Raw genomic sequence first — 26398 nt, 5'->3', positions numbered from 1 at the left:
CGCGGACGGGGACATCCGCGCGCCCATTCGTTGTTTTGGCTGGATTTCCATGAAGCTTAGCGATTTCGCCGGTATTCTGCCCGTTGAGGGCATTCCCGACATCGCGGTCTCCGGCATCGCCTCCGACTCCCGGCAGGTCGAGCCGGGGAACCTTTTCTTCGCGCTGCATGGAAGCCGGGCCGATGGCTCGGCCTTCGCCGCCGATGCCGTGCGAAGGGGAGCGATCGCGGTGATCGCCGGCGAAGCAGGCGCCTTGTCCGGCCTGTCAGTTCCGGGCCTCCAGGTGAAAGACCCGCGCCTGGCACTGGCGCTGTGCGCCGCGCGCTTCTTCGGTGGCCAGCCCGAGACGATGGTGGCCGTCACCGGCACCAGCGGCAAGACCTCGGTCGCCGCGTTCACGCGCCAGATCTGGGAGCAGGCGGGACTTGCGGCGGCATCGATCGGGACGACGGGCGTCGTCGCGCCGGGCCGCAACGACTACGGCTCGCTCACCACGCCTGATCCGGTCGCGCTGCACCGGCTGCTCGCCGAACTGGCCAAGGCCGGCGTCACCCATGCCGCGATGGAGGCGTCGAGCCACGGTCTCGACCAGCGACGCCTGGACGGGGTGAGGCTCGAGGCCGGCGGCTTCACCAATCTCGGCCGCGACCACATGGATTATCATCCGACCGTCGAGGACTATCATCGCGCCAAGATGAGACTGCTCGACACGCTGCTGCCGAAAGGCGCGCCGGCCGTGGTCTTCGCGGACGATCTGTGGTCAGAGCCGACCATCGCCGCCGCGAAGGCCGCCGGGCTTTCGGTCCTGACGGTCGGGCGGCATGGCGATTTCCTCAATCTCAAACGGGTCGAGCACGAGCGGCATCGCCAGCGTGCCGAGATCGTGCACGAGGGCGTGCTGACCGAGATCGACCTGCCGCTGGCCGGCGACTTCCAGATTTCCAACGCACTGGTGGCCGCCGGCCTGGCGATCGCCACCGGCACGCCGGCGGCAACGGCGCTCGCCGCACTGGAAAAACTGAAGGGCGCGCCTGGACGGCTCGATCTCGTCGGTACGACCTCCGAGGGCGCGCCGGTCTATGTCGATTACGCGCACAAGCCGGACGCGCTGGAAAATGTCCTGACTTCCGTCCGCCCCTTCACCACCGGCCGCGTCGTCGTGGTGTTCGGCTGCGGCGGCGACCGCGATCGCGGCAAGCGCCCCATCATGGGCGAGATCGCGACGCGTCTGGCCGATGTGACGATCGTCACCGACGACAATCCGCGCTCCGAAAAGCCTGCCGAGATTCGTGCTGCCATCATGGCCGCCGCGCCCGGCGCCATCGAGATCGGTGATCGCCGCAAGGCGATCCACGAGGCAGTCTCGATGCTGCATGCCGGAGACACGCTGATCGTGGCGGGCAAGGGGCATGAGGAGGGACAGACGGTCGGCAGCGAAACCCTGCCGTTCTCGGATCACGAAGAGGTGCGGGCGGCGCTCAGGGAGCGTGCGGCATGAACTGGCTGTGGAGCGCCGACGCATTGGTGACGGCAACGGGCGGCAGGCCGATCGGCGCCATGCCGTCTGGCATCACCGGAATTTCAATCGACAGCCGCACGCTGAAGCCGGGCGAAGCCTTCTTCGCCATCAAGGGCGAGGCGATGGACGGCCATGATTTCGCGACCGCCGCCATCAAGGCCGGCGCCGGAGTGCTGGTCGTCGCAGAATCGAAGCTGCCGGCCCTCGGCCGGCTGACCGCGCCGATGATCGTCGTACCCGACGTGCTTGCGGCACTCGAGAAGCTGGGTGTCGCGGCGCGCGCCCGCTCGGCCGCGAAGGTCGTGGCGGTGACCGGCTCCGTCGGCAAGACCACGACCAAGGAAGCGCTGCGGCATGTGCTGTCGTCCGTTGGTAGGGTGCATGCCTCGGCCGCGTCCTTCAACAACCACTGGGGCGTGCCGCTGACGCTGGCGCGCATGCCGGAAGACTGCGACTTCGCCGTCTTCGAGATCGGCATGAACCATCCGGACGAGATCAGGCCGCTGGTCAAGATGGTGCGGCCACATGTGGCGATCGTCACCGCCATCGCGGCGGCGCATCTCGGCTTCTTCCGCAACCTCGACGAGATCGCCCACGCCAAGGCCGAGATATTCGAGGGGCTGGAGCCGGGCGGGGCGGCGCTGCTCAACCGCGACGACCCACGCAGCAAGCTGCTCGAAAAGCTGGCACGAGCGGCTGGCGTGGAGCATATCTACGGTTTCGGCCAGACCGCGCGCTCGACCTTCCGGCTGGTCAAATGCGTCCTCTACGCCGATCATTCCACCATCACCGCCAAGATCGGCGGGCAGGAGATCGTCGCGCGCGTCGGCGCGCCCGGACGCCATATCGTCCAGAACGTGCTGGCGGTGCTGGGCGCCGCGCATCTGATGGGCGCCGACGTGTCGCGCGCCGCGCTGGCGCTCGGCGACCTTTCGGCCGAAGCCGGCCGCGGCAAGCGTCATGCGCTGCGCGTCGGCAGGGGCACGGTCACGCTCATCGACGAAAGCTACAATGCCAATCCGGCGTCGATGCGCGCCGCCTTCGCGCTGCTCAAGGCGACGCAACCGGGCGAGGGCGGCCGGCGCGTGGCGGTGCTGGGCGACATGCTGGAACTGGGCGCGCAGTCGGAGAAGCTGCATGCGGCGCTGGCCGAGCCGCTGGTCGAGGCCGGGGCCGATCTCGTCCTGCTCGCCGGGCCGCATATGCAGAGTCTTGCCAAGGCCTTGCCCGCCGATGTTGCAACGATGCTCGAACCGACCGCGGACGCGCTCAAGCCGGTCCTGCTCGGCGGGTTGAAAGCCGGCGACGTGGTGATGGTGAAGTCCTCGAAGGGGATCGGCCTCGCGAAACTCGTCGCGGCCATGCTGCAGAAATACCCGGCCGTCGCCGGGGCTATCGAGACCCAAGCCGGTTCGGGGGACTGATGCTCACGCTGCTCGTCGATTTCGCGGACCGTTTCACGGCCTTCAACGTCTTCCGCTACATCACGTTCCGCACCGGCGGGGCGCTGATCACGTCGGCGCTCATCGTCTTCATCTTCGGGCCGGGCATCATCAACTCGCTGCGCCTGCGGCAGGGCAAGGGCCAGCCGATCCGTGCCGACGGACCGCAGACCCATTTCAAGAAAGCGGGGACGCCGACGATGGGCGGGCTGATGATCCTCACCGGCATCATCGGGTCCTCGCTTTTGTGGGCGAACCTGTCCAGCGTCTATGTCTGGGTGGTGCTGCTGGTGATGCTGGGCTTCGGCGGCATCGGCTTCTACGACGACTACCTGAAGGTCACCAAGCAGTCGCATCTGGGCTTTTCGGGCAAGGCGCGGCTGGCGATCGAGTTCGTCATCGCCGGCATCGCGGCGTGGTGGATCATGCGGGCGGGGCAGGAGCCGTTCTCGTCCTCGCTGGCCTTTCCGTTCGCCAAGGAGTTCCTGCTCAATCTCGGCTGGTTCTTCATTCCCTTCGGCGCCTTCGTCATGGTGGGTGCGGGCAATGCCGTCAACCTGACGGACGGGCTGGACGGGCTGGCGATCGTGCCGATCATGATCGCCTCGGCCTCCTTCGGCGTCATCGCCTATCTCTCCGGCAACGCGGTGTTCGCGGAGTACCTGCAGATCCATTTCGTGCCGGGCACCGGCGAACTGGCGGTCATCCTGGGTTCGGTGATCGGCGCGGGCCTCGGCTTCCTGTGGTTCAACGCGCCGCCGGCCGCCATCTTCATGGGCGACACCGGATCGCTGGCGCTGGGTGGCATGATCGGCGCCGTCGCGGTCTCGACCAAGCACGAGATCGTGCTCGCCATCGTCGGCGGCCTGTTCGTGGTCGAAATCCTGTCGGTCATCATCCAGGTCGGCTATTTCAAGGCGACCGGCAGGCGCGTGTTCCTGATGGCGCCGATCCACCATCATTTCGAGAAGCTCGGCTGGACCGAAAGCCAGGTGGTGATCCGTTTCTGGATCGTCGCCGTGATGCTGGCGCTTATCGGCCTTTCGACGCTGAAGCTGAGATAGAGATGATTCCGGCCACGTCCTTTTCAGGCAGGAAGGTTGCCCTGTTCGGACTGGGCGGATCCGGTATCGCGACCGCGCGCGCGCTGATCGAGGGCGGGGCCGAGGTGCTGGCGTGGGACGACAATCCCGACAGTGCCGCCAAGGCCGAGGGACAGGGCATCGCCACCGCCGACCTGCGCGGGGCCGACTGGGCGGGCTTTGCCTCCTTCATCCTGTCGCCCGGCGTGCCGCTGACCCATCCAAAGCCGCACTGGTCTGTAGATTTGGCGCGCGCGGCCGGCGTCGAGATCATCGGCGACGTCGAACTGTTCGTGCGCGAGCGCATCCTGAAGGCGCCGGCGTCGCCCTTCATCGCCATCACCGGCACCAACGGCAAGTCGACCACGACGGCGCTGACGGCGCATATCCTCAAGGCCGCCGGCCGCGATGCGCAGATGGGCGGCAATATCGGCCAGGCGGTGATGACGCTCGATCCGCCCGCGCCCGCGCGCCACTACGTCATCGAATGCTCCTCCTACCAGATCGACCTCGCGCCCTCGATCAATCCGAGCGCAGGGGTGCTGCTCAACCTGACGCCGGACCATCTCGACCGCCACGGCACCATGCAGCATTACGCTTCGATCAAGGAGCGCCTGGTGGCCGGCAGCGAGACGGCCATCGTCGGCGTCGACGACAGTTTCTGTGCCCGGATCGCTGATCGGCTGGAGCGGGCGGGCAAACGGGTCGTGCGCATTTCCAAGCGTCTGCCGCTGGCCGACGGCTTTTTCGCCGACGGGACCAGCCTGATGAGGGCAGCGAACGGCCGCCATGAACGTGTCGCTTCCCTCGACGGTATCGGTTCGCTGCGCGGGCAGCACAACGCCCAGAACGCGCTGGCGGCGCTGGCCGCCTGTCTCGATGCCGGGCTGGAGCCCGGCGAAATCCAGTCCGGCCTGGGAAGCTTTCCGGGTCTTGCCCACCGCATGGAGCAGGTCGGCCGCAAGGGGCATGTTCTCTTCGTCAACGATTCCAAGGCGACGAACGCCGATGCGGCCGCGCCGGCGCTGTCGTCCTTCCCGCGCATCTACTGGATTGCCGGCGGCCTGCCCAAGGAGGGCGGGATCGAGCCGCTGCGGGCTTTCTTCCCCCACGTCGCCAAGGCCTACCTGATCGGTGAGGCGGCGCCCGCCTTCGCGGCGACGCTGGGCGAGGCGGTGCCTTACGAGATCGCCGGAACGCTGGCGGCGGCGGTGGAACATGCCGCGGCCGATGCGGCAAAGGATGCAGGCAGCGAGGCGGTGGTGCTTTTGTCGCCGGCCTGCGCCAGCTTCGACCAGTTCAAGAATTTCGAAAGGCGTGGCGAAGCCTTCAGGCAAGCTGCGCAGTCTATTGATGGGGTGGAACCTATCGGAGGTGATGTCTAATGGCACAGGCAAGTCGTCTCGACCGGAGTCCGGTCGCCATGTGGTGGTGGACCATCGACCGCTGGTTCCTCGCGGCGTTCCTGTCGCTGATGGGACTGGGCATCATCCTGTCCTTCGCCGCCAGCCCGGCCGTGGCACAGCGCATCGGGCTCGACCCGTTCCACTTCGCCACCCGTCAGATCGTGTTCACGGTACTGGCGCTCGGCGCCATGCTGGCCGTATCGTTCCTCGACGCCCGCCAGATCAGGCGCATGGCCATCATCATGCTGGTGGTGATGCTGGTGCTGATGGTCGCGGTTCTCTACATAGGCGTTGAGGTGAAGGGCGCGCGGCGCTGGGTGTCCATAGTGGGCCTGTCCATCCAGCCGTCGGAATTCCTCAAGCCCGCCTTCGTGATCGTATGCGCGTGGCTGTTCGCCGAACACAGGCGCCAGCCCGACATTCCGGGCAACCTGTTCGCCATGATCCTGCTCGGGCTCGTGCTGTCGCTGCTGGTCGCCCAGCCCGACCTCGGCCAGACCATGCTGGTTTCGGGAACATGGGGGGTGATGTTCTTCATGGCCGGGCTGTCGTGGATCTGGATCGTGGCGCTGGGCGGCATAGGTGTCGGCGGCATCTTCGCGGCCTATTCGGTGTTTCCGCACGTGGCGGCGCGCATCGACAAGTTCCTGACCGGCGAGGGCGACACCTTCCAGGTGGATATGGGCCGCGAGGCGCTCATCAACGGCGGCTGGTTGGGGCTCGGGCCGGGCGAAGGAACGATCAAGCGCGTCATCCCCGACAGCCACGCCGACTTCGTGTTCTCGGTCGCCGGCGAGGAGTACGGGCTCATCATGTGTTTCTTCATCATGACGATCTTCGCCTTCATCGTGCTGCGCGGCCTCAACAAGGCGCTGAAGGAGCATGACGACTTCACGCGCTATGCGGTCGGCGGGCTGGTCACGGTGTTCGGCTTGCAGTCGGTCATCAATATGTGCGTCAACCTGCAACTCATGCCGGCCAAGGGCATGACGCTGCCCTTCATCTCCTATGGCGGCTCCTCGCAGATCGCCATTGCCATCTCGATGGGCATGGTGCTGGCCCTGACGCGCCGCAAGCCGGAGAAGCGCAAGCCGGTCGGCATGGTCGATTTCGCCAGCGCGCTGCCGGCGGAATAGATGGAGAAGGGCGTCATCCTTCTGGCGGCGGGTGGCACCGGCGGGCATCTGTTCCCGGCCGAGGCGCTGGCACAGGAACTCGGCGGCCGCGGCTGGAGCGTCCACCTGGCCACGGACGATCGCGCCGCGCGCTATGCTGACAGGTTTCCCGGCAAGGGCGTGCACCCGATCGCTTCGGCGACGCTGGGCTCGAAGAATCCGCTGACGGTTGCAAAAACCTTCTGGACGCTCTGGCGGGGCTTCAGGCAGTCGTCGGCGCTGATCGCCAGGCTGAAACCGCAGGCGGTGGTGGGCTTCGGCGGCTATCCGACGCTGCCCCCGCTCTTTGCCGCGACAAGACGCGGCGTGCCGACGATGGTGCACGAGCAGAACGCGGTGATGGGGCGCGCCAACAAGGCGCTGGCGCCCCGCGTGACCGCGATCGCCGGCGGCTTCCTCAAGGCGGCTGGACCTTACGCGGGCAAGATCGTCGAGACCGGCAACCCCGTCCGCCAGGCGGTGCTGGACGTGGCCGACACCCCCTATGTCGCGCCGCAAGCCGGCGGTCCGCTGCGACTGCTGGTCTTCGGCGGCAGCCAGGGCGCGCGCTATTTTTCCGATACGGTTCCCGAAGCCGTCGCTAAATTGCCCGAGGCATTGCGCGCCCGGCTGCATGTCGTGCAGCAGGCCCGCGCCGAAGACGAGGCGAGGGTGAGGGCGCGTTATGCCGAGCTTGGCGTCGAGGCCGACGTCGCCCCGTTCTTTTCGGATTTGCCGGCGCGCATGGCGGCGGCACATCTGGTCGTTGCCCGCTCGGGCGCGTCCACGGTGCTGGAGTTGTCGGTGATCGGCCGCCCGTCCATCCTCGTTCCGCTGCCGCACGCGCTCGACGACGACCAGGGCCACAATGCGCAACTCCTCGTCGATGCGGGTGCTGCCGTGATGCGCCGCCAGCCGGGCCTCAATGCCGCAGCGCTGGCGAGCGAACTGGAGAGCCTGCTTTCCGACGGCGAGCGGTTGAGCGCGATGGCGGCGGCCGCCCGCGGCATCGGCCGGCGCGACGCGGCGCGGTTGCTTGCCGATCTCGCAGAGGCTATTGCGGCGCGGCAATCCATCGACTCGTTCAGGAAGGAAGCGCGCGCATGAAGATGCCGCAGACCATCGGCCTCGTGCACTTCATCGGCATCGGCGGCATCGGCATGAGCGGCATCGCCGAGGTGCTGCACAATCTCGGCTATAAGGTGCAGGGCTCCGACCAGGCCGACAGCGCCAACGTCCAGCGCCTGCGCGAAAAGGGCATCGCTTGCTTCGTCGGCCACAAGGCCGAGAATCTGGGCGCGGCCGAGGTGGTCGTCGTCTCGACCGCGATCAAGAAGTCCAATCCCGAACTGGCTGCGGCGCGCGAGAAACTGCTGCCAATCGTGCGGCGCGCCGAGATGCTGGCCGAATTGATGCGCTTCCGCAATGCGGTCGCCATCGGCGGCACGCATGGCAAGACGACCACAACCTCGATGGTGGCGACGCTGCTTGAGGCGGGCGGGCTCGATCCCACGGTCATCAACGGCGGCATCATCAACGCCTACGGCACCAACGCCCGTATGGGCGATGGCGAATGGATGGTGGTCGAGGCGGACGAGAGCGACGGCACGTTCCTGAAGCTGCCAGCCGACGTGGCGGTGGTCACCAACATCGATCCCGAGCACCTCGATCATTACGGCTCGTTCGACGCCGTGCGCGAGGCCTTCCGCCAGTTCGTCGAGAACGTGCCGTTCTACGGCTTCGGCGTCATGTGCACCGACCATCCGGAGGTGCAGGCGCTGGTCTCGCGCATCGAGGACCGCCGGGTCATCACCTACGGCCGCAACGCGCAGGCCGACGTGCGCTTCGCCAACCACCGGATGGAGGGGGCGGCGTCGCATTTCGACGTGATCATCCGCAACCGCAAGACCGGGCGGGACGAGACGATAGAGGGCCTACGCCTGCCGATGCCGGGCCTGCACAATGTCTCCAACGCCACGGCCGCCATCGCCGTGGCCCACGAACTCGGCATAGCCGCGGATGCGATCCGCAAGGGCCTTTCGGCCTTCGGCGGCGTCAAGCGCCGCTTCACCCATACCGGCTCGTGGAACGGCGTCGAGATATTCGACGATTACGGCCACCATCCGGTGGAGATCAAGGCCGTGCTGGGCGCGGCCCGCGACGCCACCGGGGGCAGGGTGATCGCCATCGCGCAGCCGCACCGCTACACGCGCCTGCACGACCTGTTCGGCGATTTTTCGGCCTGTTTCAACGACGCCGACACGGTGGTGATCGCGCCAGTCTATGCGGCCGGCGAGGATCCGATCGAGGGCGTGAATTCGGAAGCGCTGGTGCAGCGCATCCGCGCCGGGGGGCATCGAGACGCCCGCTCGATCGCCGGCCCGGCCGAGATCGCGCCGCTGATCCGCAGCATCGCCAAGGCCGGCGACTTCGTCGTCTTCCTCGGCGCCGGCAACATCACGCAATGGGCCTACGCGCTGCCGAAGGAGTTGGCGGAGCAAGGAGTGTCGTCTTGAGTGGCGCTCGGCCTGTCGATACCCCCACCCCTAACCCCTCCCCGCAAGGGGGAGGGGGACTCGGGCGCGGCAGCTTCCCCTCTCCCTTGCGGGGAGGGGTTAGGGGTGGGGGTGCCTATCCTCGCGTGACGTCATGACGACTCGCGGCGAAAGGCTCCTGGCCTCTCTCGGCGACCGGCTTGCTGGCCTGCGCGGCAGGATTACGCCGAACGCTGAGATGGACAAGATTACCTGGTTCCGCGTCGGCGGGCTGGCGGATGCCTTGTTCCAACCGGCGGACGAGGACGATCTTGCCGCTTTCCTCAAGGCGGTGCCGGAGGACGTGCCGCTAACCATCGTCGGCATCGGCTCGAACCTTCTGGTGCGCGACGGCGGCATTGCCGGCTTCGTCGTGCGTCTCTCCGCGAAGGGGTTCGGCACCGCCGAGCAGGTCTCGCCGACGCGCATCCGGGCGGGGGCGGCGACGCCGGACAAGCGGGTGGCGGCGGTCGCGCTGGAGGCCGGCATCGGCGGCTTCCATTTCTATCACGGCATTCCGGGCGCGATCGGCGGCGCGCTGAGGATGAACGCCGGCGCCAACGGCGTGGAGACGCGCGAGCGGGTCGTCGAGGTGCGCGCGTTCGACCGGCAGGGCAACCTCCATGTGCTCGCCAACGCCGACATGGGCTACGCCTATCGCCATTCCTCGGCGCCGGCCGATCTCATCTTCACCTCCGCCGTGTTCGAGGGCTACCCGGAAGACAAGGCAGCGATCAAGGCGGCGATGGACGCCGTGCAGCATCATCGCGAGACGGTTCAACCGATCCGCGAAAAGACCGGCGGCTCGACCTTCAAGAATCCCGAGGGAACGTCCGCCTGGAAGGAAATCGACAAGGCCGGATGCCGCGGACTGATGGTCGGCGGCGCGCAGATGTCGCCCATGCACTGCAACTTCATGATCAACACCGGCTCGGCCACAGGATACGATCTCGAATATCTCGGCGAGACCGTGCGGGCGCGCGTGCTGGAAAATTCCGGCATCAAGCTGCACTGGGAAATCAAGCGCATCGGCAGCTTCCGGCCGGGACGCGAGGTGCAGGAGTTTCTCGGACAGTTGCTCTGAGGACTCTCTTCCGGGATTTTTTCCGACTTTTTCTTAAAAAGTGAATCCCTCGGAATCATAGGCACTTGCCAGCGAATCCACTCTCTGATTCTTTGGCTGTGAAGCGTTTCCTGATTTGAGTCGCCGAGCGTGTGGGGCGCATTGGTCCGCGGGCTTTGTCCGCGGTCGCGCTCGGACTCAATTCAGGTTGCAGGGTGCGCGCCGAGAGAGGGGATCACCGGCGAATGAAGAAGCATGTGGCCGTCCTTCTGGGTGGCTTTTCATCCGAAAGGCCTGTCTCCCTGTCGTCCGGCAAGGCGTGCGCCGATGCGCTCGAGGCCGAGGGTTACAGGGTCACGCGCGTCGATGTCGGCCGGGACGTGGCGTCCGTCCTCGTCGATCTCAAGCCGGATGTCGTCTTCAACGCGCTGCATGGTCCCTTCGGCGAGGACGGCACGATCCAGGGCATCCTCGAATATATCGGCATTCCCTATACGCATTCCGGGGTGCTGGCCTCGGCGCTGGCCATGAACAAGGAACAGGCGAAGCGGATCGCGAAGGCGGTCGGCATACCGGTGGCGGAATCCAGGATCGTCAATCGCTTCACGGTGGTGAGCGAGCACCCGATGAAGCCGCCCTATGTGGTCAAGCCGGTCAACGAGGGGTCGAGCTTCGGCGTCGTCATCGTCAAGGAAGGGCAATCGCATCCGCCGCAGGTGATCTCGTCCACCGAGTGGAATTATGGCGAGACCGTCATGGTCGAGCGCTATGTGCATGGCCGCGAACTGACCTGCACCGTCATGGGCGACGTAGCGCTGGGCGTGTGCGAGATCATTCCGACGGGCCACGCCTTCTACGATTACGACTCGAAATACGTGCCGGGCGGATCAAAACACGAGGTGCCGGCTAAAATTTCATTAAATATTTACCAAAAAATACAGACACTGTCGCTTAAGGCTCACCAAGCGATCGGCTGTCGGGGCGTCTCCCGGTCCGACTTCCGCTACGACGACCGCCATTCCGAGAACGGCGAGGTCGTGTGGCTGGAGATCAATACCCAACCGGGGATGACGCCGACGTCGCTGGTGCCTGAAATCGCCGCGCAAGCGGGTCACTCGTTCGGCGATTTGCTGAGTTGGATGGTGGAGGACGCTTCGTGTCTGCGTTGAGATTGCGACAGGGCAACGGGACCGGCGCGGCTTTGCCGGGATTGCGGGGCCGGTCGTTTTCGTTCGGGCATTTCGTGCTGCCGCGCTGGCTGCGCCGGCCGGTGCGCGTCATCGGCCGTCTCGGCGAAGGGGATCTCGTCGCGCCGCCCTACAGTGCTTCCATCCTGTCGGCCGTGCTGATCGGCTCCAGTCTTCTTTATGGCGGCTATCTCGGCGGGCATCTCGATGCCTTCGTTCAGGGCGTCACCGCCCGCACCGGTTTCGCCGTCGATCAGATCAAGGTGGCGGGCAATCGCGAGACGTCCGAGATCGACGTCCTCGACAAGCTCGAACTCGACGGCTGGACGTCGTTGATCGGCTTCGACGCCGATGCGGCGCGCAAGCGCATCGAGACGCTTCCCTGGGTCGAGGCTGCGGCGGTGCGCAAGGTCTATCCGCACGAGCTTCAGGTGCAGATCGACGAGCGCAAGCCGTTCGCCATCCTGCAGCAGGGCAGCACGCTCTCGGTGATCGAGAAATCCGGCCGCGTCATCGCTCCCTATGCCGGCGGCAGGGAAGCACAGCTTCCGCTCATCATCGGAGATGGGGCGCCGCAGACGGCGCCGGGCCTGCTGGCAAGGCTGGGGCAATATCCCGAGCTTACGGCGAAGGTGAAGGGTTATATCCGCGTCGGTGACCGGCGCTGGGATCTCAGGTTCGAGAACGGAATCACCGTGAAGCTCCCGGAAGAAGGCGAAGACCAGGCGATCGCCGACCTTGCGCGCATGGACAGTGACGACGGCCTGCTGACGCGCGACATCCTCGCCGTCGACATGCGCATCGGCGACAGGATCGCCATCCAGCTTTCGCCTGACGCCGACAAGGCAAGGCAGGCCATGCTGAAGCAGAAGCCCTTCAAGCGCCGCTCGGGAGCGAACACATGAACCTGCTTGGCGGTCATGGCGATTCCGGGCGCCGCTCCGGCGTGCTGACGGTCCTCGACGTCGGGTCGAGCAAGGTCTGCTGCATGGTGGCGAAGCTGAAGCCGTGCGAAGACGGCAAGCTGCTGCGCGGCCGGTCGCATCGCGCGCAGGTGATCGGCATCGGTCACCAGAAGTCGCAGGGCGTGAAGTCGGGTCTGGTAATCGATCTGGATCGCGCGGAACACGCGATCCGGCTGGCGGTGGACGCCGCCGAGCGCATGGCCGGCCTGACCGTCGATTCGCTGATCGTGAACATGACCGCGGGCAGGCTGAAGAGCGAGGCGTTCTCGGCCACCATCAATCTCGGCGGCCACGAGACGGACGAGGCCGACATCAAGCGGGTGCTGGCGGCCGGCGCGAAGCAGGCGCTGCGCAGCGAGCGTGAGGTCGTCCATTCGCTGCCGATCGGGTTCTCGCTGGATTCGGAGCGCGGCATGCGCGATCCGCGCGGCATGGTGGGCGACACGCTCGGCGTCGACATGCATGTGCTGACGGCCGATTCCGCGCCCGCCCGCAATCTCGAACTGTCGATCAACCGCTCGCATCTGTCGGTCGAGCGCATGGTGGCCACGCCTTATGCCAGCGGGCTGGCCGCGCTGGTCGACGACGAGATGGAAATGGGTGCGGCCTGCATCGACATGGGCGGCGGCACCACGACCATCTCCATTTTTTCGGAAGGGCGGTTCGTCTATGGCGCGTCCATTCCCGTCGGCGGCAATCACGTCACGCTCGACCTTGCCAAGGGGCTGTCTACGTCGATCGAGGCGGCCGAGCGGCTGAAGGTCATGCACGGCTCGGCGCTGCCCGGCAGCGCGGACGACCGCGACCTGGTTTCCATCCAGCCGATCGGCGAGGACATGGATGTGGCGCAGCAGGTGCCGCGCTCGGTGATGACGCGCATCATCCGCGCGCGCATCGACGAGACGCTTGAGCTTCTGCGCGACCGTATCGCCAAATCCGGTCACGGCGCGGCCGTCGGCAAGCGCGTGGTGCTGACCGGCGGGGCGTCGCAGCTTGCCGGCCTGCCGGAGGCGGCGCGGCGGCTGCTGGGGCGCAATGTGCGCGTGGGCCGCCCGCTCGGCGTCGCCGGGCTTCCGGAAGCGGCCAAGGGGCCGGCCTTCTCGGCCACGGTTGGCCTTCTGATCTATCCGCAGGTGGCGATGTTCGAGAGCCATCCTGCAAGAGGAATTTCCCGTCTGAAAATGACGGGAACGGGCGGGAAACTGCATCGTATGAGTCAGTGGTTGAGAGACAGTTTCTAGAGTTTGACGGGGACACCCCACAGGCGGCCGCAGCGGCGCAGCGGCGGGAAAGACAAAGGACGAGGACAATGACCATCAATCTGCAAAAGCCGGACATCACCGAGCTGAAGCCCCGCATCACCGTGTTCGGTGTCGGCGGCGGCGGCGGCAACGCGGTCAACAACATGATCACCGCCGGGTTGCGCGGCGTCGATTTCGTGGTGGCGAACACCGATGCCCAGGCATTGACCATGTCGAAGGCCGAACGGCTGATCCAACTCGGCGCGCATGTCACCGAGGGCCTGGGCGCCGGCTCGCAGCCCGAGGTCGGTCGCGCCGCCGCCGAGGAGTGCATCGACGAGATCATCGATCACCTGTCGAACACCCACATGTGCTTCGTCACCGCCGGCATGGGCGGCGGCACCGGCACGGGCGCCGCGCCGGTGGTTGCCCGCGCGGCGCGCGAAAAGGGCATCCTCACGGTCGGCGTCGTCACCAAGCCGTTCCACTTCGAGGGCCAGCGCCGCATGAAGACGGCCGACATGGGCATCGAGGAACTGCAGAAATGCGTCGATACGCTGATCGTCATCCCCAACCAGAACCTGTTCCGGCTCGCCAACGACAAGACCACCTTCGCCGACGCCTTCGCCATGGCTGACCAGGTGCTCTATTCGGGCGTCGCCTGCATCACCGACCTGATGGTCAAGGAAGGCCTCATCAATCTCGACTTCGCCGACGTGCGTTCGGTGATGCGCGAGATGGGCAAGGCCATGATGGGCACCGGCGAGGCCAGCGGCGAGGGTCGCGCGATGGCCGCTGCCGAGGCCGCGATCGCCAACCCGCTGCTCGACGAGACCTCGATGAAGGGCGCCAAGGGCCTGCTGATCTCGATCACCGGCGGCCGCGATCTCACCCTGTTCGAGGTGGACGAGGCGGCGACCCGCATCCGCGAGGAGGTCGACCAGGACGCCAACATCATCCTGGGCGCCACCTTCGACGAGGAACTGGAAGGCGTCATCCGCGTGTCGGTCGTCGCCACCGGCATCGACAAGACGGCCGCCGAGATCGCCGCGGCGCCGATCGCGATCCGCCCGGCTCAGCCGAAAGCCGCCGCGCCGCGTCCCGCCATCGCGCCGGCGGCTGATGCGCGTCCTGCCGCGCAGCAGCCCGCCGCCGAGACCCGCGCCGCCGATCCGATCGCGGAAGCGATCCAGCAGGCGGAAACGAATGCGGCTATGATGGCGCAGGCTCATCCCGCGCAGGGCCAGGCGGAAGATTTCCGCCCGCAGAGCCGGCTGTTCCAGGCGCCACCGGCCCAGCCGCAGCCGATGGCTGCCCAGCCGGCGCCGCAGCAGGCCATGCGCAGCGAGCCCCAGCCGATCGCTGCCGCCCCGCAGCGCATGCCGCGGGTCGAGGATTTCCCGCCTGTCGTGCAGGCCGAGGTTGCTGCCAAGGCACATCATCCGGAGGATCATGACGACCGTGGGCCGATGGGCCTGCTGAAGCGCCTGACCAACGGCCTGACACGCCGCGAGGACGAACCGGCCCGGCTCCAGCCCGCGCAGCCGCGCGAGCCCAAGCTTCGCCAGGCGACGCCCGAAGTGCGCCGCCTCGCGCCGCAGGATCCGTCACTCTACGCGCCGCGCCGCGGCCAGCTCGACGATCATGGCCGCGTGACCGCGCAGCCGCGCGCGAATCACGAGGACGACCAGCTCGAAATCCCGGCCTTCCTGCGCCGGCAGGCGAACTGACCGTTCGATCCTGTTGCACCTGTTGACGGGCAGGCGAGCGATCGCCTGCTCGTTTCTTTTTAATCTATTGTTAAATATATGATATTTTCCGCGTTCAACCCGAGCGATGCCGGTTACACGAAGTAAGAAACCGTGATTTGGACTGGACAGGGCGGATTACTATCTTCACGCCGCAGTCGGTCGTATGGTTTTCTTGGGGTGTGGGCCTTCGACCGTAGTCAGTCGCGTCGCGGAAATCATCTGCGCACGCAACACAGCACGGGCATTCTTGGGGATTGTTTTGCAGGACGATTATCAGACAAGCCTGAGATCGCGCGTCTCGCGGAGCGGTATCGGCGTTCACAGCGGCGCGCCCGTCACGGCGCATTTTCTGCCGGCCGATGCGGATACGGGCATCGTCTTTCATCTTTCGGGCCAGGGCGGCGAGACGCGCGAGGTTCGCGCGCTCGTCTCCGAGATCGGCGCCACCGACCTGTGCACCCTGCTGGGCGATCCGGCAGGCGTCTATGTCGCGACCGTCGAACACCTGATGGCGACCGTGTTCGGGCTGGGGATCGACAATCTGATCATCGAGGTGGACGGCAACGAGGTCCCCATTCTCGACGGAAGCGCGGCGCCTTTCGTCGACGCGTTCGAACAGGCAGGCATCGAGGCGCTCGCCGTGAAGCGGCGCTATATTCGCGTCGTCAAGCCCGTGCGCATCGAAAGCGGTGCCTCCTGGGCTGAATTCAAGCCTTATGCCGGCACGCGCTTCGAGGTCGAGATCGATTTCGAAAGCCCGGCGATCGGGCGCCAGCAGTTCGCGTCGGATATCAATCCGGACATCTTTCGCCGCGATATCGGCCGCGCGCGCACCTTCGGCTTCATGAAGGATGTCGAGAGGCTTTGGGCCGCGGGTTACGCGCTGGGATCGTCGCTGGAGAATTCGCTGGTCATCGGCGACGATCACAAGGTCATCAACATGGGCGGATTACGCTATTCGAACGAGTTTGCCCGCCATAAGACGCTGGATGCCATGGGCGACCTGGCGCTCGCCGGCGCGCGCTTCATCGGCTGCTTCCGTTCCTATCGCGGCGGGCACCGGCTGAATTCGGCGGCCGTGCGGCGTCTGCTGTCCGACCGGACGGCATTCGAGATCGTCGAGACGACGCAGCAGGGGCGCGGCCGCACCGCGGAGATGAGCGCCGTCAGCGCGCCCGTCCACGCGCCCTGGGTGCTCTGACGCCCGGCGAGAAGGTTTCGCTGCGCGCTGCACCGACTGTTGCGCGCCTGCATCATCAGTAGATGAAATCCAAAATGCCGGGGCAGGGCGTCATCGCGCCACAAAATTGCGCGAATGCTACACGATAGCGTTGCCGCGCATGGTGAATGTGGTCTATGGCTGCTCGCCGCCGATGAAAGAAGCGCCGAAGGGGCGAGTTCCGACATGCTTGTAAACCGGGCCGATCAACCGAAGGCGCCTGCGAGGATCGCTGTTCTCGCGTTTGTGCTGATCGCCGCGCCGATGCTGCTTGCCGGCTGCATGTCGGAGAAGGACGTCGATCTCTCAACCTACGTCGAGCAGACCGATCCGCCTGATGTGATCTACAATCAGGGGCTTGCGAACCTGAACGCCGGGCGCCTGGACGAGGCGGCCAAGAAATTCGCCGCCGTCGACCGGCAGCATCCCTATTCCGAATACGCCCGCAAGGCGATCGTCATGGGCGCGTTCACCAACTATCGCCTGGGCAATTACGACGACGCGATCGGCATGGCGAAGCGCTATCTGACGCTTTATTCGTCCAGCGAGGACGCCCCCTATGCCCAGTACATCATCGGCCTCAGTTACTATCGCCAGATCAAGGACGTGACGCAGGACCAGACCCTGGCGCGCCAGACCATGCAGACGATGCAGGATCTGGTCAATCGCTGGCCCGATTCCGAATATGTCGAGGACGCCAAGGCGAAGATCCGTTTTGCCAAGGACCAGCTTGCCGGCAAGGAGATGCAGGTCGGCCGCTATTATCTCGAGCGGCGCGAATATCTCGCTGCCATCAAGCGCTTCCGCACCGTGGTCGAGAACTATTCCGATACAAGACAGGTCGAGGAGGCGCTGGCGCGCCTGACCGAGGCCTATTACGCCATGGGCCTGACGGACGAAGCGCAGACCGCAGCGGCGGTGCTCGGCCACAACTATCCCGACAGCCCCTGGTACAAGGATTCCTACAAGCTCCTGCAGAGCAACGGGCTCGAACCGCGCGAAAACGCCGGCTCGTGGATATCCAAGGCCGGCAAGCTCATCACCGGAGCCTGATGCGGCGCATGGAGCCTGCTCGCGGCGCCATGCTATAGCTTGCCGATGCTTTCGAGATTGTCGATTCGAGACATCGTCCTCATCGAGCGCCTGGACATTGATTTTGCTCCGGGCCTTTCGGTGCTGACCGGTGAGACCGGCGCGGGCAAGTCCATCCTGCTCGACGCGCTGTCGCTGGCGCTCGGCGCGCGCGGCGACGCCTCGCTGGTGCGCCACGGCGCGGCGCAGGGGCAGGTGACGGCCGTCTTCGACGTGCCGCGCAACCATCCGGCGCGGACCCTGCTTGCCGACAATGCCATCGACGACGACGGCGACATCATCCTGCGACGTGTGCAGACCGCGGACGGGCGTACCCGCGTCTTCGTCAACGACCAGCCGGCGAGCGTCGGGCTGATGCGCTCGATCGGCCATGCGCTGGTGGAAATCCACGGCCAGCACGACGAGCGAGCGCTGGTCGACCCGGCCGCGCATCGCGAATTGCTGGACGCCTTCGGCGGCCATCTGGGCGCCGTGCGCTCGACGGGCGAGGCATGGCGGCTGTGGCGCTCGGCCGAGCAGGATCTTGCACGCCATCGCGCCAAGGTCGAGGCGGCGGCCCGCGAGGCGGACTATCTGCGCGCCGCGGTGGCGGAACTGTCCGCCCTCGATCCGCAGCCGGGCGAGGAGACCGAACTGGCGGAACTGCGCGCGACGATGATGCGTGCGGAAAAGATCGCGGGCGAGGTCCAGGACGCACAGGACGTCCTTTCCGGGCAGAATTCGCCGCTGCCGCAGCTGGCGAGCCTGCTGCGGCGCCTGCAGCGCAAGGCCGGCGAGGTGCCGGGCCTGCTGGACGAGGTGGTGAAGTCGCTGGACGAGGCGCTGATCTCGCTCGACGCGGCGCAATCGGGCGTCGAGGCCGCGCTTCGGGCGACCGAGTACGACCCGCAGCGGCTGGAGAAGGCGGAGGAACGGCTGTTCGCCCTGCGCGCCGCCGCCCGCAAGCACAATGTGGCGGTGGACGATCTGGCGCAGCTTCGCGACACGATGGCCGCCGACCTGGCTGATCTCGACGCCGGCGAGGAGAGGCTCGCCGGGCTGGAGCGGCAGGCCGTTGCCGCGCGCGAAGCCTACGACGTGTCGGCGGCGCAACTGTCGGCGCTGCGCCATGCCGCTGCGGCAGGACTCACCAAAACGGTGATGGCCGAGCTGCCGGCGCTCAAGCTCGAACGGGCGGAATTCATCGTCGAACTGTCGAGCGAGACCGAGAGCCGCATGGAAGACGGCATCGACCAGGTAGAATTCTGGGTGCGCACCAATCCGGGAACGCGCGCCGGGCCGATGATGAAGGTGGCCTCCGGTGGCGAGCTGTCGCGGTTCCTGCTGGCGCTCAAGGTGGCGCTCGCCGATCGCGGCTCGGCGCCGACGCTCGTTTTCGACGAGATCGACACCGGCGTCGGCGGCGCGGTGGCGGACGCCATCGGCCAGCGCCTGTCGCGGCTTGCCGGGCGCGTGCAGGTGCTTTCGGTCACTCATGCGCCGCAAGTCGCGGCGCGCGCGGCGACGCATTTCCTCATTTCGAAATCGGGCGGGGCCGATCGCGTCGCGACGGGCGTGGCCGAGATGGACAGCGCCGCGCGCCGGGAGGAGATCGCCAGGATGCTGGCCGGGGCGACCATCACCGAAGAGGCGAGGGCGGCGGCCTTGCGCCTGCTCAGCGAAACGGCTTCGGCCCCGTAAGGTTTTCCGGCATAGTCACGTTTGCTGCACTATCTTGTGGCAATCATGCGGGCATGGAACAAAGGCAGCAGACCGGGGAGGCTTTTTGAAGCAGCTGAACATCTCCAAGACGCCGCGGGAGCCGCGCCTGTTCGGCGTGGCGGCGCCGCAACGGGCGGCGGTCATCGCGCCTCTGTCGGCCGCCCGCTGGCTGCTTCTGCTCGTCCTCGCCGCCGGCGTCTATTTCTTCCACGGCTTCCTGTTTCCGGTCCTTGCCGCGCTGGTGATCGCCTTCGCAAGCTGGCCGCTTTATCGCCGCCTGCTGGCCGGGGTCGGCGGCAACCGGACGATCGCGGCGACCATCGCCATCCTGCTCATCCTGACGTTCCTGGTGGTGCCGATCACCTTCGCGGGAAAGTACGCGATCGGCGAGGTGCGCGAATGGGTAAGCTGGGTCGTGGAGACCAACCGGCACGGCGCGTCCACACCGCACTGGATTTCCAGCCTGCCCGTGGTGGGGGAGTGGCTGAACGAGCAATGGACCGAACAGCTCGGGCATCCCGGCGGTATCGGCGAACTGGTGCAACTTATCAGCGGCGCCAATATTCGCTCGATCTACCAGACCGCGCTCGTGGCCGGCGGCAGCGCGTTCTCGCTGCTCTTGACTATCCTGTTCATGCTGATCGCCCTGTTCTTCGCCTACCGCGACGGCGAGAATTTCGCCGGACAGGTCGATCGGCTGGGCGAGCGGATCCTGCCGATGCGATGGGAGCGGATCTCGCGCATCGTGCCGGCGACGATCTCGTCCACGGTCACGGGCATGACCATCATCGCCATAGGGGAAGGCGTGGTGCTCGGCACCGCCTACTGGCTCGCCGGCGTGCCGTCGCCGGTCACGCTGGGGGCGTTGACGGGCCTGATGGCGCTGATCCCCGGCGGCGCGCCGCTCTCCTTCACGCTGGTCTCGATCTATCTCGCCGCAAGCGGCTCTGTGGTCGCCGGCATCGGCCTGTTCGCCTGGGGGACGATCGAGCTCTTCATCGTCGACAAGACGATCCGGCCGAAGCTGGTGGGCGGCCCGATCAAGCTACCCTTCCTTCCCACGTTCTTCGGCCTCATCGGCGGCGTCAAGACGATGGGCTTCCTGGGGCTGTTCATCGGGCCGGTGCTGATGGCGCTGCTGGTCGCGATCTGGCGCGAATGGGTGCGCGAGGCCGAGATCGCCGACGAGGCGTCCGCGACCGCAAAGGCTCCGTCCGCCGACATCGAGGTCCTGCCGGAACGCGGCGGGCGCCAGTCTCAGGCCGGGTGACGGGGGGCGAGCGCTGCCCTGCGCCTGCGCCCCTCGTGCAGCTGCCAGAGCGAATGCGCCACCAGCGCGACGATCAGGATAGCGCCGCCGGTCAGGCTCCTGCCGGAGGGAACCTCGTCGAAGACCATCCACACCCATACCGGCGCCAGCACCGTCTCGAGGAGATAGAACATCGAGACTTCCGGCCCCGATATATAGCGCGGGGCCGCCGCCAGGCAGAAGAAGGAGATCGGCATGACAACCGCGCCGTTGAAGATGATCCACCACGGTTCGGCGACCTGGTAGCCCGTCTTCGAGACCATGAAGAGCGCGACCAGACACGGCAGGAGGACGCCGATCAGCGAGGTGAAGCCCATGTCCTTGCCGCTGGAGCGCGAAATGGTGATGGCGGCGGCGATCGACAGGGCGGAACTCATGGCCAGCAGATCGCCGAAGAGGTGCCCGGCGCCCATGGAATCGCTGACGATGATGCCGACGCCGACGATCATGGCGCCCATGCAGATGAAGGTGGCGGGGCGTGGCCGTTCCCCCAGGAACAGCCAGGACAGCAGAGCGGAAAAGACCGGATTGAAGGCCAGGATGAAGACCAGGTTCGCGGTCGAGGTATTGAAAACCGCGCTGACGAAGGTGATCGACCCCAGACCGTAGAGCGCCGCCACCGCCAGTCCGGCGCGGCCAGGAACGAGCTGCGGGGCCCTCGGGCTCGCCAGCCGCCAGATCGACCAGATGACCAGCGCGGCCAGGAAGGTGGTGCCGGTCCGCGTCAGCAGGATGGACCATGGCTCGCCGTTCGCCAGGCGGATCAGCGGAATGTCGACGGTCAGCGTCATACCGCCGGCGGCGGCAATGAGCAGGCCCGTGGCGTGCTTGTCTGAATGCGTGGTCAAGGAGAATGCCGCGATTTGCCTGAAGGTTTGCCGCCTTCTACAGCAGCATTCGCGAAAACAAAGTGGCCAGGCCTTGAAACTGTGTCAGCCAGCGCGCGCTTGCGAAGGCGCGGCGGGCCATGCCTGCGTCAGCCTTCGAAGCGATCCCAGCCCTTCGGCCCGAGATGCTCCTGCGGCAGGAAGCGCATCTTGTAGTTCATCTTGGGCGAGCCGTTCACCCAGTAGCCGAGATAGACATGCGGCAGGCCCATCGCCCTGGCGCGGGCGATGTGGTCGAGGATCATGAAGGTGCCGAGCGAGCGGTCCTCCATATCCGGATTGAAGTAGGAATAGACCATCGACAGGCCGTCGCCCATCCGGTCGGTTAGCGCCACGGCGATCAATTCGCCCTGGCCCTTGCCGGTGATGAAGGAGTCGGGGCCGCGCTTGCGGTATTCGATGATCCTGGTGTCGACATGGGTGTCCTCGACCATCATCGCGTAGTCGAGAACCGTCATGTCGGACATGCCGCCCTTGCGGTGGCGCGCGTCGAGATAGGTGCGGAACAGCGAATATTGTTCGGTGGACGGCTCGGCGTCGTGCATGGCGCCGATCAGGTCGGCGTTGTGCTGGAGGACGCGCTTCATGTTGCGGCTGGGCTTGAACTCCTGCGCCAGGATGCGGACCGAAACGCAGGCACGGCAGGTCTCGCAGGCGGGGCGGTAGGCGATGTTCTGCGACCGCCGGAACCCGCCCTGCGTCAGCAGGTCGTTCATCTCCGGCGCCTTGGTTCCGACGAGATGGGTGAAGACCTTGCGCTCGAACTGGCCGTCGAGATAGGGGCAGGGCGACGGCGCGGTCAGGAAGAATTGCGGCGACTGGGTCGTGTGGTGGGTCATCGAGCCGTCAGGAAGCCCTTTCGAATCGCCCTACCTTTGGACCGGGCGCGAAAAAATTCAACAGGATTGTGCAGGGCCATGCTTGCCCGGCGCTGACGAAGCGTCAGCCGTCCGGCCGGATCAGCGGTCGCTGCGCGTCACCACCGTGCCGAGCAGCAGATCGTGCAGGGTGCGCTTGCGGTCGGCAAACAGTGTCACCAGAAGCACGAGCGGCGTCAGGATGACGTTGCCCGCCCAGAAAAGGACGGTGTGCGCCACCGCCGTCAGCCCGTCGATGCGGCCGCCGTCGAGCCGGTCGAGCCGGATGCCCATCATCTTCATGCCGACTGTCGCCTGGTTCGGTCCGCCCAGCGTGTTCCAGATGTAGAGCGCTGCGACGGCCGGCACGAGAACGGAAAACAGCATCCAGCCGAGGCCGAGCGTCAGCAGGCCGAGGACGAGGACGAGAATGGCGAAAGGGATCGTCAGCAGGCCGACGATCAGGTAGTCGACCACGCAGGCCAGGATGCGCCGCGTGCGCACGCCGTCATAGATACGGGCGTCGTCCAGCCTCGAAGAAATGATCTCGCCGTCGAGCGTGCGGGTGGTCATGTCCTGTCCTTGCCTGTCGTCTGGCCTGCTGCAAAGCCTGTTTTCGGGGTGCCGCCTTAACGCGACGCCGCCAATGCCACAAATGGTGTCTCTGTGCGCCGCTTCAAGTGGAGCGGACAAAGTGCGACCCAGCCGCGTTTCAAGTGGTTCAATCGCCCCTATCCTTGATCGATTCCGGAGGCGCGGCGGATTTCTTCGTCAACGATCGACGCGAAACCTGCTCACGCGATCGGGACGTCCGCTCCACGCCAGTGGCGGATCAGCGCGATATCCTCCTCGCCGAAATCGTGCCCGCGGGGAACGACGTGCGATTCGACGGCCGCGCCGTGCGCTTTCAGCAGTCGAGTCAGCGCCGGCGCATAGGGGCCGTAGGTGACGTCGGTCTCGCCGGCCAGGACCAGCACGCGCGCGCCGGCAAGATCGGTGTCGGGAACCTCGTCGAGCACGGGCATTGCCCGCAGCAGCGCCGCCCGTTCGGCAAGGCCGGGATGCAGGAGCATCAGGCTGGAGAGCAGGTTCGCGCCGTTGGAATAACCGACATAGAGCGCTCGCGTCGTATCGATCCCTTCGGCCTTCGACAGTTTTTCCATGAACGAGGCGAACGCCGCCGTTTCGGCCCGGATGCTTTCCTGACCAAAGCTGGTGGGCGTGATGCGCTCGAACCAGCGCCAGCCGTCCTCCTGCCGAATGCGCCCGCGCACCGCCAGCAACGTCGCCTGCGGGGCGATCGAACGGCCGAGCGGCAGCATGGTCGTCTCGTCCACGCCCGAGCCGTGCAGCAAGATCACGACCTCCTCCGATGCAGCGGATGGGCTGGCCATGCGGTAGGAAAAACCGGATTTTTCGTGTAATTCGTTGTTTTCGCCGATCATCGCTTGCCGCTTTCCTGTCTTGATTCTGTAATCATTCTGTCATCATCGCGAATGGGACAACCGAGTATTTCGGAAGCCGTCGAAAATTGATCGTTCGACGCCATTTTCACGCGCAACATTGTTGGTATGGCTTGCGTTGAACAGCGCGTTGCCGGCAGCCGGCAAGAATGATCCGGCGCATCGTCGACGCGTTTCATGAGAGATTTTTGACATATGACCACACCCTCGGGCCGTGATACCAGGATCGACGTCGTGCGCGCGCTGGCGCTGCTGACCATCTTCATCGACCATGTGCCGGGAACGGTATTCGAGCATCTGACCTACAAGAATTTCGGGTTTTCGGACGCCGCGGAGGCGTTCGTGCTGATTTCGGGCATGGCCGTGGCACTGGCCTATGGACGCAAGTTCGAGGCGGGCGGACGGCTGATGGCTACAGTGAAAATGTGGCGACGCGCCGGCGTGCTCTACTGCTCCCATGTCGTCGCCACGATGGTGACCATCGCCATCTTCTGCGCGGCAGCGGTGTTTGCCCGGCATCCCGAGATCCTCGCCCAGAACAACATCAAGCCGCTGATGGAGCGCCCGGCCGAGGCATTGATCGGGATTGCCACGCTCGGGCATCAGATCGGCTACAACAACATCCTGCCCCTCTATGCCGCGCTGCTTCTGTTCGCGCCGCTGACGTTCCTGCTCGCCCGCTTTCGGCTATGGGCCGCGGTCGTGGTCTCCGGCGCGGTCTGGCTGTTCGCCGGCCTCTACCAGATTGCCCCTCCCAACTATCCGGAGCCGGGCGTCTGGTTCCTCAATCCGCTGTCCTGGCAGTTCCTGTTCACCATTGGCATGGTCTCGGTGCTGCATGTGCGCCGTGGCGGCGTGCTGCCTGTCAACGCCTGGCTGGTCGGCAGCGCGCTGGTCTATGTGGTGGGCGCGATGGCATGGGTGCGCAGTCCGCTCTGGGGGCAGGTGACCTGGTTCAACCTGCCGGTCGTCATCGGCGGCTTCGACAAGACCTATCTCTCGCTTTTCCGGCTGGCGCATATTCTCGCCGTCGCCTATCTGGTCGTCGCGATCCCCGCCGTGTCCCGCGCCCTACGGCGCGGCGAGGATAATCCGCTGGCGATCTTCGGCAAGCGATCGCTGCCCGTCTTCATCGCCGGAACGCTGCTCGCCATGGTGGCGCAGGTGATGAAGCTGCTCAATCCCGGCGGTTTCATCGACGACACGCTGCTTCTGACCACGGGGATCGTGGCGCAGTTCGCGCTCGCCTATTATCTCGAGTGGCTGCACAGGACGCGCCAGGGAGAGCGGGCGAAGCCTCTGCCGGCGCCGGTAAGGGCTGAGAAGGCAGCGCTGCCGGTTGCCGCCGCGCCCATGGGCGTCCGGTAGCCGGGAGGCGGGGCGTCAGGATCGGCGGAATCCGATCGCCTTGCAGGTCAGAAGCGCGTCACCACGCCGATGCCGGTTCCCTCGAAATTGCCCATCGCCATCAGCGCCTCGGGCGCCTCGTCGAGGGAATAGGTGCGCCCGACCAGCAGTTCGGGCCTGAGCTTGCCGGTGCGGATCATCTCCATCATCGCCGGGTAGCGCCAAGCCTGCATGCCGTGGCTGCCGTAGATCTCCAACTCATAGGCGATCACCTTGGCCATCGGCACCGGCGTGTTCACGTGATCGCCCAGCATCAGGCCGACCTGCACATGGCGTCCGCGCCGGCGCAGGCAGTTGATCGAGTTGGAGCAGGTGGCAGGGTGGCCGAGCGCGTCCATCGACATGTGCGCGCCGCCGTCGGTGATCTGCTTGATCGCCTTCGCCACTTTCGGCGTTTCCGTCGCGTTGACCGTCGCCACCGCGCCGAGCCTGCGGGCAAGCTCCAGCTTCTCCTCGGTCAGGTCGACCGCGATGACGTTGGCGCCCATCGCGCTGGCGATCATGACGGCGGACAGGCCGACGCCGCCGCAGCCATGCACCGCCACCCATTCGCCGGGCCTGACGCGGCCCTGGTCGACCACGGCGCGGAACGAGGTCACGAAACGGCAACCGAGGCTCGCCGCCGTGGCGAAGTCCATGGCCTCCGGCAACGCGACGAGATTGGTGTCGGCATGGTCGATGGCGACGTATTCGGCGTAGGAACCCCACGCGGTGAAACCCGGCTGGAACTGGTGCTCGCAGACCTGATGATTGCCTGACGCGCATTCGGCGCAGCGGCCGCAGGCGGCGACGAACGGCACGGTGACGCGCTGGCCGGTCTTCCATCTTCCGACCTGCCTGCCGGCGGCGACCACGACGCCGGCGAGTTCGTGTCCCGGCACATGGGGCAGGCGGATATCAGGGTCATGCCCCATCCAGCCGTGCCAGTCGCTGCGGCACAGCCCGGTCGCTTCGACCTTCACGACCACGCCGTCCGGCGAGGGATTGGGGTCCGGCACCGTCTGGACGGTCGGCGCCTTGCCGAATTCCTCGAAGACGACTGCTCTCATGACATGCTCCCGCAGGCGGCCGGATTGGAGTTTCCGGCACTCTCAATATGGATAGCTTACAGGCGTGAAG

At 66.2% G+C, this 26398-nt stretch carries 22 protein-coding genes; 17 read left to right on the top strand and 5 right to left on the bottom strand.

Features of this window, described 5'->3' with window-relative positions; genetic code table 11:
• Positions 1–49: 49 nt before the first annotated feature.
• The 16 genes from ABMA46_RS03415 (at position 50) to ABMA46_RS03340 (ending at position 20626) form a co-directional block, all read left to right on the top strand.
• The gene (locus ABMA46_RS03415) at positions 50–1498 is read left to right on the top strand and encodes a UDP-N-acetylmuramoyl-L-alanyl-D-glutamate--2,6-diaminopimelate ligase (RefSeq protein WP_348997865.1); all 1449 of its coding nucleotides are present in this window, start codon (positions 50–52) and stop codon (positions 1496–1498) included.
• On the top strand, positions 1495–2943 hold the full coding sequence (locus ABMA46_RS03410) for a UDP-N-acetylmuramoylalanyl-D-glutamyl-2,6-diaminopimelate--D-alanyl-D-alanine ligase (protein WP_348997864.1): 1449 nt from the start codon (positions 1495–1497) through the stop codon (positions 2941–2943). Before ABMA46_RS03415 ends, ABMA46_RS03410 begins: the two co-directional genes overlap by 4 nt.
• Positions 2943–4025 (top strand): phospho-N-acetylmuramoyl-pentapeptide-transferase, encoded by a 1083-nt coding sequence (gene mraY, locus ABMA46_RS03405; protein WP_348997863.1) that lies wholly within the window; start codon positions 2943–2945, stop codon positions 4023–4025. Before ABMA46_RS03410 ends, mraY begins: the two co-directional genes overlap by 1 nt.
• 2 nt (positions 4026–4027) lie before the next feature.
• Entirely contained in the window at positions 4028–5428 is a 1401-nt protein-coding gene (murD, locus tag ABMA46_RS03400) for a UDP-N-acetylmuramoyl-L-alanine--D-glutamate ligase (protein WP_348997862.1), read from the top strand.
• On the top strand, positions 5428–6585 hold the full coding sequence (gene ftsW / locus ABMA46_RS03395; protein WP_348997861.1) for a putative lipid II flippase FtsW: 1158 nt from the start codon (positions 5428–5430) through the stop codon (positions 6583–6585). Before murD ends, ftsW begins: the two co-directional genes overlap by 1 nt.
• Complete coding sequence (murG, locus tag ABMA46_RS03390) at positions 6586–7710, top strand: undecaprenyldiphospho-muramoylpentapeptide beta-N-acetylglucosaminyltransferase (protein ID WP_348997860.1); 1125 nt, start codon at positions 6586–6588, stop codon at positions 7708–7710.
• Positions 7707–9119, top strand: a complete 1413-nt coding sequence (gene murC / locus ABMA46_RS03385; RefSeq protein WP_348997859.1) for a UDP-N-acetylmuramate--L-alanine ligase — start codon at positions 7707–7709, stop codon at positions 9117–9119. Before murG ends, murC begins: the two co-directional genes overlap by 4 nt.
• A gap of 133 nt (positions 9120–9252) precedes the next feature.
• Positions 9253–10221 (top strand): UDP-N-acetylmuramate dehydrogenase, encoded by a 969-nt coding sequence (gene murB, locus ABMA46_RS03380; RefSeq protein WP_348997858.1) that lies wholly within the window; start codon positions 9253–9255, stop codon positions 10219–10221.
• A gap of 224 nt (positions 10222–10445) precedes the next feature.
• Positions 10446–11369 carry a D-alanine--D-alanine ligase gene (locus ABMA46_RS03375; protein WP_348997857.1) on the top strand — a complete coding sequence of 308 codons (924 nt, stop codon included), beginning with the start codon at positions 10446–10448 and terminating at the stop codon, positions 11367–11369.
• Complete coding sequence (locus ABMA46_RS03370) at positions 11357–12292, top strand: cell division protein FtsQ/DivIB (RefSeq protein ID WP_348997856.1); 936 nt, start codon at positions 11357–11359, stop codon at positions 12290–12292. The genes ABMA46_RS03375 and ABMA46_RS03370 overlap by 13 nt, the downstream gene beginning before the upstream one ends.
• Positions 12289–13593, top strand: coding sequence for a cell division protein FtsA (ftsA, locus tag ABMA46_RS03365; RefSeq protein WP_348997855.1), 1305 nt, complete (start codon positions 12289–12291; stop codon positions 13591–13593). Before ABMA46_RS03370 ends, ftsA begins: the two co-directional genes overlap by 4 nt.
• Positions 13594–13661: 68 nt before the next feature.
• Complete coding sequence (gene ftsZ / locus ABMA46_RS03360; RefSeq protein ID WP_348997854.1) at positions 13662–15323, top strand: cell division protein FtsZ; 1662 nt, start codon at positions 13662–13664, stop codon at positions 15321–15323.
• A gap of 268 nt (positions 15324–15591) precedes the next feature.
• Positions 15592–16545 (top strand): UDP-3-O-acyl-N-acetylglucosamine deacetylase, encoded by a 954-nt coding sequence (gene lpxC, locus ABMA46_RS03355; protein WP_348997853.1) that lies wholly within the window; start codon positions 15592–15594, stop codon positions 16543–16545.
• Positions 16546–16749: 204 nt separating this feature from the next.
• Positions 16750–17616 (top strand): outer membrane protein assembly factor BamD, encoded by an 867-nt coding sequence (locus tag ABMA46_RS03350; RefSeq protein WP_348997852.1) that lies wholly within the window; start codon positions 16750–16752, stop codon positions 17614–17616.
• A gap of 45 nt (positions 17617–17661) precedes the next feature.
• Positions 17662–19335, top strand: a complete 1674-nt coding sequence (recN, locus tag ABMA46_RS03345) for a DNA repair protein RecN (protein WP_348997851.1) — start codon at positions 17662–17664, stop codon at positions 19333–19335.
• A gap of 85 nt (positions 19336–19420) precedes the next feature.
• Positions 19421–20626 carry an AI-2E family transporter gene (locus tag ABMA46_RS03340; protein ID WP_348997850.1) on the top strand — a complete coding sequence of 402 codons (1206 nt, stop codon included), beginning with the start codon at positions 19421–19423 and terminating at the stop codon, positions 20624–20626.
• Here the strand turns inward: ABMA46_RS03340 and ABMA46_RS03335 are convergent.
• The 4 genes from ABMA46_RS03335 to ABMA46_RS03320 all read right to left on the bottom strand — a co-directional run bounded on the left by ABMA46_RS03335 (position 20614) and on the right by ABMA46_RS03320 (position 23770).
• A complete protein-coding gene (locus tag ABMA46_RS03335) occupies positions 20614–21513 on the bottom strand; it encodes a DMT family transporter (RefSeq protein ID WP_348997849.1) in 900 nt (299 codons plus the stop codon). The genes ABMA46_RS03340 and ABMA46_RS03335 overlap by 13 nt on opposite strands.
• Before the next feature lie 128 nt (positions 21514–21641).
• Positions 21642–22391, bottom strand: a complete 750-nt coding sequence (locus tag ABMA46_RS03330; protein ID WP_348997848.1) for an arginyltransferase — start codon at positions 22389–22391, stop codon at positions 21642–21644.
• A 120-nt stretch (positions 22392–22511) separates the two neighbouring features.
• Positions 22512–22982, bottom strand: coding sequence for an RDD family protein (locus tag ABMA46_RS03325; RefSeq protein WP_348997847.1), 471 nt, complete (start codon positions 22980–22982; stop codon positions 22512–22514).
• A gap of 221 nt (positions 22983–23203) precedes the next feature.
• Positions 23204–23770, bottom strand: coding sequence for an alpha/beta hydrolase (locus tag ABMA46_RS03320; protein WP_348997846.1), 567 nt, complete (start codon positions 23768–23770; stop codon positions 23204–23206).
• A 297-nt stretch (positions 23771–24067) separates the two neighbouring features.
• Between ABMA46_RS03320 and ABMA46_RS03315 the strand changes: the two genes are divergently transcribed.
• Complete coding sequence (locus tag ABMA46_RS03315; protein WP_348997845.1) at positions 24068–25240, top strand: OpgC family protein; 1173 nt, start codon at positions 24068–24070, stop codon at positions 25238–25240.
• Positions 25241–25287: 47 nt separating this feature from the next.
• Here ABMA46_RS03315 and ABMA46_RS03310 read toward each other — a convergent pair whose 3' ends face one another.
• Positions 25288–26328, bottom strand: coding sequence for a zinc-dependent alcohol dehydrogenase family protein (locus tag ABMA46_RS03310; protein ID WP_348997844.1), 1041 nt, complete (start codon positions 26326–26328; stop codon positions 25288–25290).
• Between the last annotated feature and the right edge of the window lie 70 nt (positions 26329–26398).

The sequence above is a fragment of the Mesorhizobium hunchu genome (assembly GCF_040081975.1).
GTDB lineage: Bacteria > Pseudomonadota > Alphaproteobacteria > Rhizobiales > Rhizobiaceae > Mesorhizobium > Mesorhizobium hunchu.
This window is presented reverse-complemented; position numbering and strand designations above follow the sequence as displayed.